General features: G+C 73.1%; 13 protein-coding genes. 7 read left to right on the forward strand and 6 right to left on the reverse strand.

Translation table 11 applies throughout. The annotated features are described in order from the left end of the window. Positions 1–27: 27 nt before the first annotated feature. Together murJ and KV205_RS03810 are read right to left on the reverse strand one after the other, a co-directional pair. Positions 28–1680 (reverse strand): murein biosynthesis integral membrane protein MurJ, encoded by a 1653-nt coding sequence (gene murJ / locus KV205_RS03805; protein WP_265862109.1) that lies wholly within the window; start codon positions 1678–1680, stop codon positions 28–30. Continuing rightward, positions 1677–2870, reverse strand: a complete 1194-nt coding sequence (locus KV205_RS03810; protein ID WP_374214615.1) for a lipid II:glycine glycyltransferase FemX — start codon at positions 2868–2870, stop codon at positions 1677–1679. The genes murJ and KV205_RS03810 overlap by 4 nt, the downstream gene beginning before the upstream one ends. Before the next feature lie 221 nt (positions 2871–3091). Between KV205_RS03810 and KV205_RS03815 the strand changes: the two genes are divergently transcribed. Next, a complete protein-coding gene (locus tag KV205_RS03815; RefSeq protein WP_265862111.1) occupies positions 3092–4270 on the forward strand; it encodes an Ig-like domain-containing protein in 1179 nt (392 codons plus the stop codon). Positions 4271–4273: 3 nt separating this feature from the next. On the opposite strand, the gene KV205_RS03820 is transcribed toward KV205_RS03815, so the two are convergent. Beyond that, a complete protein-coding gene (locus KV205_RS03820) occupies positions 4274–4939 on the reverse strand; it encodes a pirin family protein (RefSeq protein WP_374214632.1) in 666 nt (221 codons plus the stop codon). Positions 4940–5117: 178 nt separating this feature from the next. Between KV205_RS03820 and fasR the strand changes: the two genes are divergently transcribed. The 5 genes from fasR to fabF all read left to right on the forward strand — a co-directional run bounded on the left by fasR (position 5118) and on the right by fabF (position 10039). After that, on the forward strand, positions 5118–6299 hold the full coding sequence (gene fasR, locus KV205_RS03825; protein ID WP_265862115.1) for a fatty acid biosynthesis transcriptional regulator FasR: 1182 nt from the start codon (positions 5118–5120) through the stop codon (positions 6297–6299). 89 nt (positions 6300–6388) lie between these two features. Then, positions 6389–7321, forward strand: coding sequence for an ACP S-malonyltransferase (locus tag KV205_RS03830; RefSeq protein ID WP_265862117.1), 933 nt, complete (start codon positions 6389–6391; stop codon positions 7319–7321). 18 nt (positions 7322–7339) lie between these two features. Beyond that, complete coding sequence (locus tag KV205_RS03835; protein ID WP_265862118.1) at positions 7340–8371, forward strand: ketoacyl-ACP synthase III; 1032 nt, start codon at positions 7340–7342, stop codon at positions 8369–8371. Between the two features lie 60 nt (positions 8372–8431). Beyond that, positions 8432–8680, forward strand: a complete 249-nt coding sequence (locus KV205_RS03840; protein WP_265862119.1) for an acyl carrier protein — start codon at positions 8432–8434, stop codon at positions 8678–8680. A 96-nt stretch (positions 8681–8776) separates the two neighbouring features. Further along, a complete protein-coding gene (fabF, locus tag KV205_RS03845; RefSeq protein WP_265862121.1) occupies positions 8777–10039 on the forward strand; it encodes a beta-ketoacyl-ACP synthase II in 1263 nt (420 codons plus the stop codon). A 218-nt stretch (positions 10040–10257) separates the two neighbouring features. On the opposite strand, the gene KV205_RS03850 is transcribed toward fabF, so the two are convergent. Beyond that, positions 10258–10635, reverse strand: coding sequence for a hypothetical protein (locus KV205_RS03850; RefSeq protein ID WP_265862123.1), 378 nt, complete (start codon positions 10633–10635; stop codon positions 10258–10260). A gap of 63 nt (positions 10636–10698) precedes the next feature. Next, on the reverse strand, positions 10699–11193 hold the full coding sequence (locus KV205_RS03855; RefSeq protein WP_265862124.1) for a DUF3145 domain-containing protein: 495 nt from the start codon (positions 11191–11193) through the stop codon (positions 10699–10701). A 260-nt stretch (positions 11194–11453) separates the two neighbouring features. Between KV205_RS03855 and KV205_RS03860 the strand changes: the two genes are divergently transcribed. Next, entirely contained in the window at positions 11454–12347 is an 894-nt protein-coding gene (locus KV205_RS03860) for an SGNH/GDSL hydrolase family protein (RefSeq protein WP_265862126.1), read from the forward strand. Positions 12348–12564: 217 nt separating this feature from the next. On the opposite strand, the gene KV205_RS03865 is transcribed toward KV205_RS03860, so the two are convergent. Next, entirely contained in the window at positions 12565–15036 is a 2472-nt protein-coding gene (locus KV205_RS03865; protein WP_265862127.1) for a glycoside hydrolase family 3 protein, read from the reverse strand. Positions 15037–15072: the final 36 nt, after the last annotated feature.

Below are 15072 nucleotides of genomic sequence, written 5' to 3' on the forward strand. Positions count from 1 at the left end.
TGTGGAGTATCCCAAGGTCGGGGGCGGTCATCGGGGCCGCCTGGTGAGACGGCGGACACGGCCGGTCGCGTTCCCGATCAGCGCCCGCACCTCGGTGAGCCGCAGCGGCCGGGCGAGCAGCACGAAGACGGCGCCGATCGCGGCGGCCCCGGCCAGGCCGGCGGGGACGGGTCCGGCCGGGCCGGTCAGATCGGCGGTGAGCAGCCCGAGCCCGGCGGCGGGCACGGCGGCGACCAGGAGCCGTACGAGCGCGGCGCCCGCCCCCGTACCCCCGCTCTCCCCCGTACCCCCGGCGCTCGCCACGCCCCGCAGCCTCCTCGACAGCACCCACGCCGTGACCCCCCAGCCCGCCCACAGCGCGAGCGAGTAGCCGGCCGCCATGCCGGCGACCGCCCAGCGGGCCGGCAGGACGGCGTACGAGACGCCCGCGAGCAGCGCGTTCAGTCCGGCGATGACCAGGTTGAGCAGGAACGGGGTGCGGGTGTCGCGCAGGGCGTAGAAGGCGCGGGTGCACACGTACTGGCCGGACAGGGCGATCAGTCCGGGCGCGAGGGCCATCAGGATCCAGGCCATCGAGCGGACCGCGCCCGCGTCCGTGACGCCGTACTGGAAGACCGTCGCGAGCACCGGCACGGCGAGCGCGAACAGGGCGCAGGCGGCGGGGACGACGGCCGCGGCGGTGGTCCGCTGCGCGGAGGCGACGTCGCGGCGCACGGCGGCGAGGTCGCCGTCGGCCGCCGCGCCGCTCATCCGCGGCATCAGGGCGGTGACGAGGGCGACGGTGACGATGCCGTGCGGGACGGCCCACAGCAGATAGGCGTTGTTGTACGCGCTGAGTCCGGCGCCCTCGGCGCGCTGGCCGGCCGCGGTGGCGACCTTCGTCGTCACCCAGTACGCGGCCTGGTTGGTGAGCACGAGCAGCACCAGCCAGCCGGCCGCGCGCAGCGGCGCGGCGAGTCCGCTGCCGCGCCAGTCGAGGCGGGGCCGCCAGCGGAAGCCGGCGGCGCGCAGCGAGGGCACGAGGGCGAGGGCCTGGACGGCGATGCCGGCGGTGGTGCCCCAGCCGAGCAGCGCGGTCTCGCCGGCGGTCAGCTCGCCGCCGTCCGACACGACGAGGAAGAGGGCGAACACGCCGATGACGACGACGTTGTTGAGGACCGGCGTCCACATCATGGCGCCGAACCGACCGCGGGCGTTGAGGACTTGGCCGAGCAGGGTGAAGAGTCCCAGGAAGAGGATCTGCGGGAGACAGGAGCGGGCGAAGGCGATGGTGGTGTCGCGCTGCGCGCCGGTGTAGTCGGTGTAGCCGTCGACGATCGCGGGCGCGGCGAGCACGGCGACCGCCGTGAGCACGGTGAGGGCGAGCACGCAGACGGTGAGCAGCCGGTCGGTGTAGGCGACGCCGCCGTCCTCGTGCTCCTTCGCGGCCTTGACCAGCTCGGGCACGAACACGGCGTTGAGGGCGCCGCCGAGGAGCAGCATGTAGACGATGGTGGGGACCGAGTTGCCCACCGCGTAGCCGTCGGCGACGAAGCCGGTGCCGATGGCCGCCGCGACGACCGCGGACCGTACGAAGCCGGTGGCGCGGGAGACCAGCGAGCCGGCCGCCATGAGCGCGCCGCTGCGCGCCACGGACGGCGCCTTCGTGGACCCGGTGCCCTCGGTGACGACAGCCGTCATCGGCGGGCCAGATACGCCTGGAAGGCGCGGTACAGCGTGTGGTTGGTCGTGCCGGGCATCGGTGTCTCCCACTCCCCCAGGGTCTCGACGACCTGGCCGCCGGTGCCGAGCTTCCAGCGCAGGAGTCCGTGGGCGCGGTCGTCCGGGTCGAGGGTGGAGGGTACCCCGCGCAGGTCGTAGACGTCGGCGCCGAGCGCGTGGGCGTCGAGCATCATGCGCCACTGCAGGGCGTTGGAGGGGCGGACCTCGCGGCGGTGGTCGGCGGAGGCGCCGGTCTGGTACCAGACCCGCCGGCCGACCGTGATCATGGTGTGGGCGGCCAGGATCTCGCCCTCGTGCCGGGCGAGATAGAGCTTCATGCGCCCCGGCTCCTCGGCGTTGAGGACGGCGTACTGCCGCTCGTAGTACGCCAGGGAGCGCCCGAGCCGGAAGCCGTCGCGCTCCTCCGTGATGCGCAGCAGGCGATGGAACTCGGGCAGGTCGGCCGCCGAGCCGACGACGACCTCGACGCCGCTCTTGCGTGCCTTGCGGATGTTGCGCCGCCACTCCTGGTTGAGGCCGTTCCACAGGTCGTCGGAGCTGCGGCCGGTCAGCGGCACCTGGTAGACGTGCCGGGGCTGGGCGTCGGCGCCGTCCTGGGAGTCGCCGCCGCACTTGCGCCAGCCGCGGGCGCGCAGGCGTTCGGCGACGGCCGAGCCGAGCGGGTCGACCTCGCTGGCGAGGACGTCGCCGAGGCGCCGGCCGGGGCCGGTGTGCGCCTTGAGGGTGGCGGCGGTCCAGCGCCGGTAGTCGGGCCCGGGCCCGATGCGTACGGCGAAGGCGCCGGAGGCCCGCAGATGCTTCAGGAGGGGGTCGAGCCAGCCGTCGATGTCGGGGTCGGCCCAGTCGGCGACCGGCCCCTCGGGGAGGTAGGCGAAGTACTTGCGGGTGCCGGGGAAGGGGCGCAGGAGCACCAGGGCGACCCCGGTGAGTTCGCCCGACGCGGGCCCCCAGCCGACGAGTTGGTGCGACCAGCCCTCCTTCACCTGGGCCCAGGCGGGGAGTTGCAGGAAGCTGGGTCCGTCGGGGCCGGTGGAGCGGGTGGCGAGGAACGCGCGGTACGCCTCCGGTGTGACCGGTCCGAGCCGCGGCGGCACGGCGGCGTGGGCGGGCACGGGCGCGGGTGCGGGCGTCACGAGCAGCGCTGACACAACGGGGAGCCTCCTTGTTCCGCCCCGTTCGGGTGGGGCGCACAGCAGGCTCACAGCCGGTGTTGACCGGTCCGCGCGAGGAATGTGACCGGACGATGACCGTTTTTCTGCAGCCGTCGTCACATGGGCCCGGGGCGGGGCGGAGGGTGCGCGGGGCGGCCTACAGTCCGACGCATCCCACCTTTTGTCCGTCTCTCCCGGATCTCCCGGAGGTCTGCCCCGTGCTGCGCTCCCGCATACGCGTCCCCCTGCTCCTGCTCTCGGCCGTGGCCCTGACCGCCTGCTCGGCGGCGACGGCGGACGACTCCTCGCCCAAGGGCGGCGGCTCCGCCCCGGCGGACGGGGCGCCCGCGAAGGTGACCGTCGTCCCGCCGGCCGCCGGGAAGCCGGTCACCGTGACGGCGAGCGGCGGCTCGCTCGCCGAGGTGAAGGTCGTCGACACGAAGGGCGGCGTCCTGGTGGGCCGTACCGGCACGGGCGGCGCCTCCTGGACCTCCGACCGCAAGGCCGCGCCCGGCACCTCGTACACCGTCGAGATCACCGCGCGGGGCAGCGGCGGCAAGGAGACCACCTCCCGCTCGACCTTCTCCACGCCCGAGGCGGGCACGGTCAACAAGCTGAGCCTGGCGCCGGGGAAGGACACCACCGTGGGCGTCGCGCAGCCGCTGTCGATCGTGTTCGACCGGCCGGTGGCCAACAAGGCCGACGTGGAACGCCAGTTGAAGGTCACCACCTCCAACGGCACCGAGGGCTCCTGGGGCTGGGTCACGGACTACTCGGGCAAGGACCGCGCCGACTGGCGGCCCAAGGAGTACTGGAAGCCCGGCACGAAGGTCACCCTGGACGCGACCCTCAACGGCACCGACTCGGGGAAGGCCGGCGGCTGGTTCGTACGGGACTACCGCACCGGCTTCACCGTCGACGCGGCCGCCCGGGTGGTCAAGGTCGACCTCGACCGCCACCAGCTCACCGTGGTCCGCGACGGCAAGGCCGTCACCACCATCCCGGTCTCCGGCGGCACGCCCGGCGGCGACAAGCGGTCCTGGCGGGGCACGGCCGTCCTGATGGCGAAGGAGGGCACGATCAGGATGAACTCGGAGACGGTCGGCCTCGGCGACGCGTACAACAAGATGGTCGACTACTCGATGCGGCTGACCTGGTCGGGGATGTACGCGCACGCGGCGCCGTGGAACGCCGCGTACTTCGGGCGCGCGAACAAGAGTTCCGGCTGCATCGGCATGAGCACCGAACAGGCCTCGTCCCTGTTCGCGGCGCTCCGCCCCGGCGACCCCTTCGAGATCACCGGCGCGGAGACCAAGGGCGTGGTGGAGGAGGGCAACGGCTACGGCGACTGGAACCTGAGCTGGGAGCAGTGGCAGAAGAAGAGCGCCCTGCGCTGATCGCTAACGCGGGGCGGTCTCCGTCATCTCCCACACCAGGACCTCCGCGTCCGCCGTCGCGAGCAGCGCGAGGCCCTGCTCGGCGGTGGTGCGGGCCGCGTCGCCCGGGGCCAGTTCCTCGCCCGAGAGGCGTACGGTGCCGCGCACCACGTGCACGTAGAGGTGGTCGGCGTCCGGGAGCGCGGTGCGCTCGCCCTGTTCGAGCCGGCGGACGTGGAGCATCGCGCCCGCCTCCGGGAGGGCGTACGGGGTGGCGTCGGCGATGCCGCGGACGATCTCGTACGACGGCTCGCCGCCCGGGTCGAGCGGCGCCAGCCACATCTGCACGAAGACCAGCGGGTCGGGGCCGTCGTTGCGCTCCACGTGCCGGACCCCGGAGGCCGAGCCGAGCCGCTGGACGTCGCCGGGGCGTACGACGGTGGCGTGGCCGGCCGAGTCGCGGTGGGTCAGCTCGCCCTCGACGACCCAGGTGACGATCTCGGTGTGGCTGTGCGGGTGCTCGTCGAAGCCCGCGCCGGGCGCGAGCCGCTCCTCGTTGCAGGCGAGCAGCGCGCCGAAGCGCAGGTTGTCGGGCTCGTAGAAACGCCCGAAGGAGAAGGCGTGCCGGGTCTCGATCCCGGCCTCCGGGTCACCGCCGGGGTACCGCTCCCCGCCGCGCTGGATGCGTATCACGGGATCACGGTAGCGGGATCAGGGTGGCGGGATCAGGGTGGCGGGACCACGGTGGCGGCGCCGGGGTCCGGCGGGCAGCCCGCTCGGCCCCACTCGGCCCCGAATCCGCACGCCGTTCGGGCGCGAGCCGCCCCGACCCGACACGTGGCCGTCCCGATAAGGCAGTCTTGTCCCCGTGTCTGAACCCGTGAACGCCGCTCACCCGCATGCCGCGACCCTGAAGCGCCTGGAGCAGTCCTCCGGGCGGCTCTCCGCCAGCGCCATTGCCCGCATGGACGAGACGCTGCCGTGGTACCGGGCGATGCCGCCCGAGAACCGGTCGTGGATCGGTCTGGTCGCGCAGGCCGGCATCGCCGCGTTCACCGAATGGTTCCGGCACCCGGAGACGCCGCAGGCGATCTCCACCGATGTCTTCGGCACCGCGCCGCGCGAGCTGACCCGGGCGATCACGCTGCGCCAGACCGTCGAGATGGTGCGCACCACCATCGAGGTCATGGAGTCGGCGATCGAGGAGGTCGCCGCGCCCGGCGACGAGAGCGTGCTGCGCGAGGCGCTGCTCGTCTACGCCCGGGAGATCGCCTTCGCCACCGCCCAGGTGTACGCGCAGGCCGCCGAGGCCCGGGGCGCCTGGGACGCGCGCCTGGAGTCCCTGGTCGTGAACGCGGTGCTCTCCGGCGAGGCCGACGAGGGCGCCGTGTCCCGGGCCGCCGCGCTCGGCTGGAACTCGCCGGAGAACGTGTGCGTGGTGCTCGGCACCGCGCCCGACGGCGACAGCGAACTGACCGTGGAGGCGATCCGGCGGGCCGCCCGGCACGCCAAGCTGCAGGTCCTCACCGGTGTCCTCGGCGACCGTCTGGTCGTCATCGCGGGCGGCAACGATAATCCGCTCGCCGTGGCGAAGGCCCTGATCGGGCCCTACGCGGCCGGACCGGTGGTGGCCGGCCCCGTGGTGCCCGACCTGCTCGCCGCGACCCGCTCCGCCCAGGCTGCCGCGGCCGGCCTGAAGGCCTGCTCGGCCTGGCAGGACGCGCCCCGCCCCGTACTCGCGGACGATCTCCTGCCGGAGCGCGCGATCGCCTCCGACCCTTCGGCGCGCGAGCAGCTGGTGGAGGAGATCTACAGACCGCTGGAGGAAGCGGGCTCGGCGCTCCTGGAGACGCTCAGTGTCTATCTGGAGCAGGCGAGCAGTCTGGAGGGCGCGGCGCGGATGCTCTTCGTCCATCCGAACACCGTGCGCTACCGGCTCCGACGTGTGACCGACGTCACCGGCTGGTCGCCGTCCGACGTCCGCTCGGCCTTCACCCTGCGGATCGCCCTCATTCTCGGGCGCTTGGCCGACGCGGAGACGCAGTCCTAGACTTTTGTCGAACACCAACAATTCCCCCGACGGTTCTTCGTCCTTGTCCCCACGGGCGTCCGGGACCGTCCCCAAGAGAGAGTGTGAGGGTGCTCGTACTCGTCGCTCCCGGCCAAGGCGCTCAGACGCCCGGCTTCCTGACTCCCTGGCTCGACCTCCCCGGTGCCGCCGACCGCGTCGCCGCGTGGTCCGACGCCATCGGGCTCGACCTTGCCCACTACGGCACGAAGGCGGACGCGGACGAGATCCGCGACACCGCCGTGGCGCAGCCACTGCTGGTGGCCGCGGGTCTGCTGTCCGCCGCCGCCCTCGGTGAGGGCATCGACCTGAAGCCCGGCGCGGTCGCCGGTCACAGCGTCGGCGAGCTCACCGCGGCCGCGTTCGCGGGCGTCCTCGACGACACCGCCGCGCTGCGTCTGGTCCGCACCCGCGGTCTGGCGATGGCCGAGGCCGCCGCCGTCACCGAGACCGGCATGTCGGCGCTGCTCGGCGGCGAGCCCGAGGTGGTCGTCCCCCACCTCGAGAAGCTCGGCCTGACCCCGGCGAACGTGAACGGCGCCGGCCAGATCGTCGCCGCCGGCACCATGGAGCAGCTGGCCGCCCTCGCCGAGGACAAGCCCGAGGGCGTCCGCCGGGTGATGCCGCTGAAGGTCGCCGGCGCGTTCCACACGCACCACATGGCCCCGGCGGTCGCGAAGCTGGAGCAGGCCGCCGCGGAGCTGTCCCCGGCCGACCCGGCCGTGCGCTACGTCTCCAACAAGGACGGCAAGGTCGTGACCGGCGGCGGCGAGATCATCGCCCGCCTGGTCGGCCAGGTCGCCAACCCGGTCCGCTGGGACCTGTGCATGGAGACCTTCCAGGCACTCGGCGCGACCGCCCTGATCGAGGTGTGCCCCGGCGGCACCCTCACCGGCATCGCGAAGCGCGCCCTGCCCGGTGTCCGCACCGTGGCGCTCAAGACCCCGGATGACCTCGACGCGGCCCGCACGCTCGTCGCCGAGACGGCCACGGCTACGGCCTGACAAGGAGTGTCGAGAAGCATGGCGAAGATCAAGCCCAGCAAGGGCCACCCCTACGCGCGCATCATGGGCGTCGGCGGCTACCGCCCGACCCGTGTGGTGCCCAACGAGGTGATCCTCGAGAAGATCGACTCGTCCGACGAGTGGATCCGCTCGCGCTCCGGCATCGCGACCCGTCACTGGGCGTCCCCCGAGGAGACCGTCACCGCGATGTCGGTGGAGGCCGCGGGCAAGGCCGTCGCCGACGCCGGGATCACCCCCGAGCAGATCGGCGCGGTCATCGTCTCGACGGTGTCGCACTTCAAGCAGACCCCGGCCGTGGCCACCGAGATCGCCGACAAGGTCGGCGCCGGCAAGCCCGCCGCCTTCGACATCTCCGCCGGCTGCGCGGGCTTCGGCTACGGCCTCACCCTCGCCAAGGGCATGATCGTCGAGGGTTCGGCCGAGTACGTCCTCGTGATCGGCGTCGAGCGGCTGAGCGACCTGACGGATCTGGAGGACCGTGCGACGGCCTTCCTGTTCGGCGACGGCGCCGGCGCGGTCATCGTCGGCCCGTCCGACGAGCCGCACATCGGCCCCACCGTGTGGGGTTCGGAGGGCGACAAGGCCGAGACGATCAAGCAGACCGTGCCGTGGAACGAGTTCCAGGTCGGCGACGTGTCGAAGCTGCCCCTCAACGAAGCGGGCGAGATCAAGTTCCCCGCCATCACGCAGGAGGGCCAGGCGGTCTTCCGCTGGGCCGTCTTCGAGATGGCGAAGGTCGCCCAGCAGGCGCTGGACGCCGCCGGCATCTCGGCGGACGACCTGGACGTCTTCATCCCGCACCAGGCCAACATGCGGATCATCGACTCGATGGTGAAGACCCTCAAGCTGCCGGAGCACGTCACGGTCGCCCGTGACATCGAGACCACCGGCAACACCTCGGCCGCCTCGATCCCGCTCGCGATGGAGCGGCTCCTGGCGACCGGCAAGGCCAAGAGCGGCGACACGGCGCTCATCATCGGCTTCGGGGCGGGTCTCGTCTTCGCCGCGACGGTCGTTACTCTCCCCTAGGCACTCCGGATCTTCCGGAAGCCGATTTTCCTCAGTACAGACACAAGAAGGAGCGCCACCATGGCCGCCACCGAGAAGGAGATCGTCGACGGTCTCGCCGAGATCGTGAACGAGATCGCCGGCATCCCGGTCGAGGACGTCGAGCTCGACAAGTCCTTCACCGACGACCTGGACGTCGACTCCCTGTCCATGGTCGAGGTCGTCGTCGCCGCCGAAGAGCGCTTCGACGTCAAGATCCCCGACGAGGACGTCAAGAACCTCAAGACGGTCGGCGACGCGACCAGCTACATCCTCAAGCACCAGGCCTGATTCGGGGCCCGGCCGGACCCCGGTCCGGCTGAACCGGTTCGCCACCCGGCGGTGGCGCCGTTTTTCGACCATCACACACATGGAGAAAGAATTCCTGTGAGCTCGACCAATCGCACCGTGGTCGTCACCGGTATCGGCGCAACCACTCCGCTGGGTGGCGACTCCGCTTCGACCTGGGAAGGTCTGCTGGCGGGGCGCTCCGGCGTCCGGCCCCTGGAGGGCGAGCGCTTCGCGGAGCTGCCCGTACGGATCGCCGCGCTCGCCGCGGTGGACCCCTCCGAGGTGCTGCCCCGGCCGCTGGCCCGCAAGCTGGACCGCTCGGCGCAGTTCGCGCTGATCGCGGCCCGCGAGGCGTGGGCCGACGCGGGCTACACCGCCCCGGCCGGTGAGGACGAGAAGATCGCGCCCGAGCGGCTCGGCTCCGTCATCGCCTCCGGCATCGGCGGTGTCACCACTCTGCTCGACCAGTACGACGTGCTGAAGGAGTCCGGCGTGCGCCGCGTCTCCCCGCACACCGTGCCGATGCTCATGCCCAACAGCCCCTCCGCCAACGTCGGCCTGGAGGTGAACGCCCGGGCGGGCGTGCACACCCCGGTCTCCGCGTGCGCGTCGGGTGCCGAGGCCATCGGCTACGCCATCGAGATGATCCGCACCGGCCGTGCCGACGTGGTCGTCGCCGGCGGCACCGAGGCGGCGATCCACCCGCTGCCGATCGCGGCCTTCGCCAACATGATGGCGATGTCCAAGAACAACGACGAGCCCGAGAAGGCCTCCCGCCCCTACGACAAGGCGCGCGACGGCTTCATCCTGGGCGAGGGCGCGGGCGTCATCGTGCTCGAGTCCGAGGAGCACGCCAAGGCGCGCGGCGCGAAGATCTACTGCGAGGCGCTGGGCCAGGGCCTGTCGGCCGACAGCCACCACATCGCGCAGCCCGAGCCGACCGGCCGGGGCATCGCCGCCGCCCTGCAGCACCTCCTCGACACCTCGGACCTGAAGCCCGCCGAGGTCGTCCACCTCAACGCGCACGCCACGTCGACGCCGCAGGGCGACGTCGCCGAGATCAAGGCGCTGCGGAAGGTCCTGGGCGACGACCTGTCCCACGTCGCGATCTCCGCGACCAAGTCGATGACCGGCCACCTCCTGGGCGGCGCCGGCGGCATCGAGACGGTCGCCACGGTCCTCGCGCTCCACAACCGCCTGGCCCCCCCGACGATCAACGTCGACGACCTGGACCCGGAGGTCGACGCGGACATCGTCATCAACGAGCCGCGGGAGCTGCCGCAGGGCACGATCGCCGCGATCAACAACTCGTTCGGCTTCGGCGGCCACAACGTGGTGCTCGCGTTCCGTTCGGTGTAGCCGCCGACCGGGCCCGCGCCCAGCCGGCCGGACGGAGTCCGGCACAGCGCCCCGAAGCCCGCGCAGCGGTGCGAGGGGCGCACGGAGAAGAGGCCAACTCGTTCGGCTTCGGCGGCCACAACGTGGTGCTCGCGTTCCGTTCGGTCTGACCGGACGTCATAGCGCAGGCGGAAAGCCCCCTGCCGGAACACACCCGTGTTCCGGCAGGGGGCTTTCGGCTAGGGCCTGTCCGGCGGGCGGATGTCGATCTCCGGGCCGAAGTCCCTCGCGTCGGGCCAGACCATCCAGAGGACCGTCAGGAAGACGGCGAGAGCGAGGAAGGCGAGCGGGAGGACGGCGCCGTCGGGCACGCCTCGGCGGCGGGCGGCGGGCTTCCGGTCCTCCGGTTGCCAGTCCTGCGGTTTCCGGTCCTCCGGTTGCCGTTCCTCCGGTTGCCGGTCCTGCGGCTCCCGCGGCCTGCGCCGCCGGCCCAGCGCGTACCCGGCCGCGAACGCCGCCACCACGGCGACCGCGGTGGCCGGCCACCACCACGAGGCACCGGCTCCGGACAGCAATACGGCGGCCGTTCCGGCCGCCGTGGTTCCCCGTGTCTCCATCGCGCACCCCCGTGGGGGAATCTACGACCTCCCGGCCTCCGGGGCCAGATCATGGACCGGGTCCTAGACCACCTGGTGCAGCCAGCGGACCGGGGCGCCCTCGCCCGCGTACCGGAAGGGCTCCAGCTCGTCGTCCCAGGGCTTGCCGAGGAGCTTGGAGATCTCGGCCTCCAGGACCGTCTCGCCCTGCGCGGCGCGGGCCAGGGCGGCGCGCAGCCGGTCCTCGGGGATCAGGATGTCGCCGTGGATGCCGGTGACCGCGTGGAAGATGCCGAGGTCCGGGGTGGCGCTGTAGCGCTCGCCCTCGGCGGTGGCGCAGGGCTCGGCCGTGACCTCGAAGCGGAGCAGCTGCCAGCCGCGCAGGGCGGAGGCGAGTTTGGAAGCGGTGCCGGTCTCGCCCTGCCAGGAGAACTCGGCTCTCCACGTGCCCGGGGACGCGGGCTGCCGGATCCAGTCGAGCTGGACCCTCGCACCGAGGACGCCCGCGACCGCCCATTCGACGTGCGGGCAGAGCGCGCGCGGTGCGGAGTGAACGTACAGGACTCCACGTGTCGTCACCGGGACCTCCAGTGTGGGACGAGGTTCGCCTTTCCCAGCGGCCTCAGTAAACAACATCACGAAGAAGCGGCTTCGCAAACCCCCAAAAAGGGGACAGCATGTGACGTGATGTAATTTACCGGAGCCGATCGGCAGGGGCGCCTCTGGTTCGACGGGGGAAAAGCTACCGTGCCGCGCCCGGGTCGGGGTGACGTACGGTCGGTCGGGGGCGGGTGGACACCAAGCTTTCACTCGCGAGGACGCCGAGGAGGGGCCGCGGGATGCCGCACGGGCGAGACCGATTCCGTACCGCCGTCGCGGGGACGGCACTGCTGTGCGCCGTGGCGGTGCTCGCGGGCTGTTCGGGCGGCGGTGACGGGCCGGGCCCGCGGGCGGCGTCGGCTGCGCCGAAGCCGACGCCTCCGCCGAAGCCGGTGTGGAACGTCTCCCCCTCCTCGGTCGCCGCGGTCGGCGACTCCATCACCCGCGCCTTCGACGCCTGTACGGTCCTGGCGGACTGCCCCGAGATGTCCTGGGCGACCGGCACGGACACCGAGGTCAACAGCCTGGCGCTGCGGCTTCTCGGCCCGGCGCGGGTGGCCGGCCGGAGCTGGAACCTGGCCCGGACCGGGGCGCGGATGGCGGAGCTGCCGGAGCAGATGGCCGCGGCGGCGGCCGAACGGCCCGAGCTGGTCACGGTGATGATGGGCGCGAACGACGCGTGCCGGGCCCGGGCCGAGGAGATGACCCCGGTCGGGGAGTTCCGGGCCTCCTTCGCCGCGGCGCTCACCCGGCTGCGCGCCGGGGCGCCGAAGGCCCAGGTGTACGTGTCGAGCCTGCCCGACCTGCGGCGTCTCTGGGAGACCGGCCGGGTCAGCCCGCTGGGCCGCCAGGTGTGGCAGCTGGGCATCTGCGGCGCCATGCTCAAGGACCCCACCGACCTGGGCCCGACCGCCGAGCGCCGCCGCACCGCGGTGCGGGACCGGGTCGTGGCGTACAACCGGGTCCTGCGCGAGGAGTGCGCGAAGGACGCCCGCTGCCGCTACGACGGCGGCGCCGTCTTCGGCTTCGCCTTCGACCAGCCGCAGCTGAGCCCCTGGGACTTCTTCCACCCGAGCAAGTCCGGCCAGGCGCGGCTCGCGGAGCTGGCGTACCGGCAGATCACGAAGGCGTAGGGGGTGTCTTGTGGATCAGGGTCGGATAGGCCGCGGCGTCTGGTGCGGTGCATCGCAAGGCGCCGGAGCGTCGCGATAGCGGAGCTATCGGGGCGCTTCGGCAACGCGGCGTGGTGCCGTGCCAGGCGTCGCGGACCCGGCCATGATCCACAAGACACCCCCTAAGGCCCCGGGGCGGATGTCAGGGTCCGCCCCGGGGCCGGTCTCAGGGGGCGCGTCAGGGGTTGACGCGGGTGGTGAGGCGGGGGTCCGTCAGGGAGTGGGCGGCGAGGAGGTCGTAGGGGCCGGGGATCGGGGTCCAGGCGGCCTGCTCCTCGTTCCAGATCTCGAAGGCGCGGCGCGGGAGGTCGACGGTGACCTCGACGGTCTCGCCGGGGGCGGCCTCGACGCTCGCGAAGCCGGCCAGCCAGCGGGCGGGGCGTTCGACGGTGTCGGCGACGGGGGCCAGGTAGAGCTGGACGACCTCGCGGCCGGTGCGGGGGCCGGTGTTGGTGAGGCGGACCGTGGCGGACCCGGCGGTGGCCGTGAGCGCGTCGTACGACCAGGTCGTGTAGCCGAGGCCGTGGCCGAAGGGGTACGCAGGGACGGCGCCGGCCCGGTCCCAGGCGCGGTAGCCGATGAACAGGCCCTCGGCGTAGGCGAGTCGGCCGTCGGTCGGGGTGACCTCGGTGACCGGGACGTCGGCGAGGGCGACCGGCCAGGTGGTGGGCAGCCGGCCGCCGGGCTCCTCGGCGCCGGTGAGGACGTCGGCGAGCGCGGCGCCGCCCTCCTGCCCCGGGAACCAGCTGAGCAGGATCGCGGCCACGTCCTCGCGCCAGGGCATCTCGACCGGGGAGCCGGCGTTGACGACCACGACCGTGTTCGGGTTGGCGGCGGCGACGGCCCGTACGAGGTCGTCCTGGCGCCCCGGCAGGGCCAGGTCCTTGCGGTCGAAGCCCTCGGACTCGACGCGCTCGGTGGTGGCGACGACCACGACGGCGGTGTCGGCGGCGCGGGCCGAGGCGACGGCTTCGGCGATCAGTTCGTCGGGGTCACGGCGCGGACCGAGGTGGACGAAGGAGAACATGACGGCCGGCAGCGGCGCCGCGAACTCCTTGTCCAGGGTGTGCCAGAGGGAGACCACGACGGTCTCGCCGGCCGTGAGGGCGACCTTGCCGCGCTCGACGGGCGAGCCGAAGAAGGCCTCGAAGGGGTCGGTCTCGGGACCCATGGACTGCACGCCGTCGAAGAGGACCCGGCCGCCGACGGTGAGCGCGTACGCGCCGAGGCCGCGGGTGCCGAAGGAGTGCTCGCCGCTCTCGCGCGGGGTGAAGGTGCCGGTGACCTCGATGGAGGCGAGGGCGTCGTGGGTGACGCCGGCCGGGAGGTCGTCGCCGATCCACTGGACCTGCCCGTTCGGCAGGCTGCCCTCGCCGATGACCGCGCCTGAGGCGTCCCGGCACACGGCGCGCAGGGTGAACCCCTGGTCGGCGGGGGCGAGTTCGTCGCTGGGGTCGGCGCCGATCACGTACGAGAGGCTGCCCTCGGGGAGCGCGGCGGTCAGGCCGTCGAGCGGGGAGACGACGTGCTCGGGGAAGACCTGCGCGGAGCCGCCGCCGAGGACCCGCGCGTCGCGGGCGGCGGCGCCGGAGAGGGCGACCGACCCGGCCCGCAGGGGCAGGGCCGCGCCCTCGTCACGTACCTCGTTGCGTACGAGGACGAAACCGCGGCGGGCGATCTCGCGGGCGAGGGCGTCGCCGTCGATCGCGGCGGGCGGCTCGGTGACGGCGGCGGGGGCGCCGTCGAGGACGCCGACGCGGGCGGCGAGCCGGAGCACGTTGCGCACGGCGGTGTCGACGGTGGCCTCGGCGACCTCGCCGGACCGGACGGCGGCGGAGAGCGCCTCGCCGTACACGGTCCGCGGCCCGGGCATGGCGACGTCGAGGCCGCCCTCGATGTCGCCGGTGGTGGAGCGGGCGGCCATCCAGTCGGAGACGTTGTAGCCGTCGAAGCCCCACTCGCCGCGCAGCACCTCGTTCACCAGGTAGCGGTGCTCGGTCATCGTCACGCCGTTGACCTGGTTGTAGGCGGTCATGATGCCCCAGGGGTGGGCGTTGGCGACGATGGCCTCGAAGGGCGCGAGGTAGAGCTCGCGCAGCGGGCGGGCGGCGATCCGGTTGTCGACGGTGAAGCGGTCGGTCTCGGCGTCGTTGCCGACGAAGTGCTTGACGGTGGTGCCGACGCCGCCGTCCTGGACGCCCCGCACATATCCGGTGCCGATGGCGCCGGTGAGGTACGGGTCCTCGCTGTACGCCTCGAAGTGGCGGCCGCCGAGCGGGGTGCGGTGCAGGTTGACGGTGGGTGCGAGGAGGACGTGGACGCCCTTGCGGCGGGCCTCCTGGGCGAGCAGCCGGCCCGCGCGGCGGGCGAGCTCCGGGTCCCAGGTGGCGGCGAGGGCGGTCGGGGACGGCAGCGCGACGGACGGGTCGTCGGCGGTCCAGCGGACACCGCGGACGCCGATCGGGCCGTCGGACATGACCAGCGAGGCCAGGCCGATCTCGGGCAGGGCGGGCAGCGACCACATGTCCTGGCCGCCGAGCAGCCGGGTCTTGGCGTCCAGGTCGAGCTTGGCGAGCGCCGACTCGACGGCTTCCTCGCGCGCGGTGTCCGCGTGCGCCGCGTCGGCGTGCACCGCGTTCGTCTCTGCCATGGCCGTACCTCCTCGTGATGAAGCCCTTGGTGCGGC

Source organism: Streptomyces sp. SKN60 (assembly GCF_026236535.1).
Lineage (GTDB): Bacteria > Actinomycetota > Actinomycetes > Streptomycetales > Streptomycetaceae > Streptomyces.

Coding starts and splice junctions, on each gene's coding strand:
- murJ (WP_265862109.1), bottom strand. CDS start 1,680: ATGACGGCTGTCGTCACCGAGGGCACCGGGTCCACGAAGGCGCCGTCC.
- KV205_RS03835 (WP_265862118.1), top strand. CDS start 7,340: ATGGCGAAGATCAAGCCCAGCAAGGGCCACCCCTACGCGCGCATCATG.
- KV205_RS03840 (WP_265862119.1), top strand. CDS start 8,432: ATGGCCGCCACCGAGAAGGAGATCGTCGACGGTCTCGCCGAGATCGTG.
- KV205_RS03850 (WP_265862123.1), bottom strand. CDS start 10,635: ATGGAGACACGGGGAACCACGGCGGCCGGAACGGCCGCCGTATTGCTG.
- KV205_RS03860 (WP_265862126.1), top strand. CDS start 11,454: ATGCCGCACGGGCGAGACCGATTCCGTACCGCCGTCGCGGGGACGGCA.
- KV205_RS03865 (WP_265862127.1), bottom strand. CDS start 15,036: ATGGCAGAGACGAACGCGGTGCACGCCGACGCGGCGCACGCGGACACC.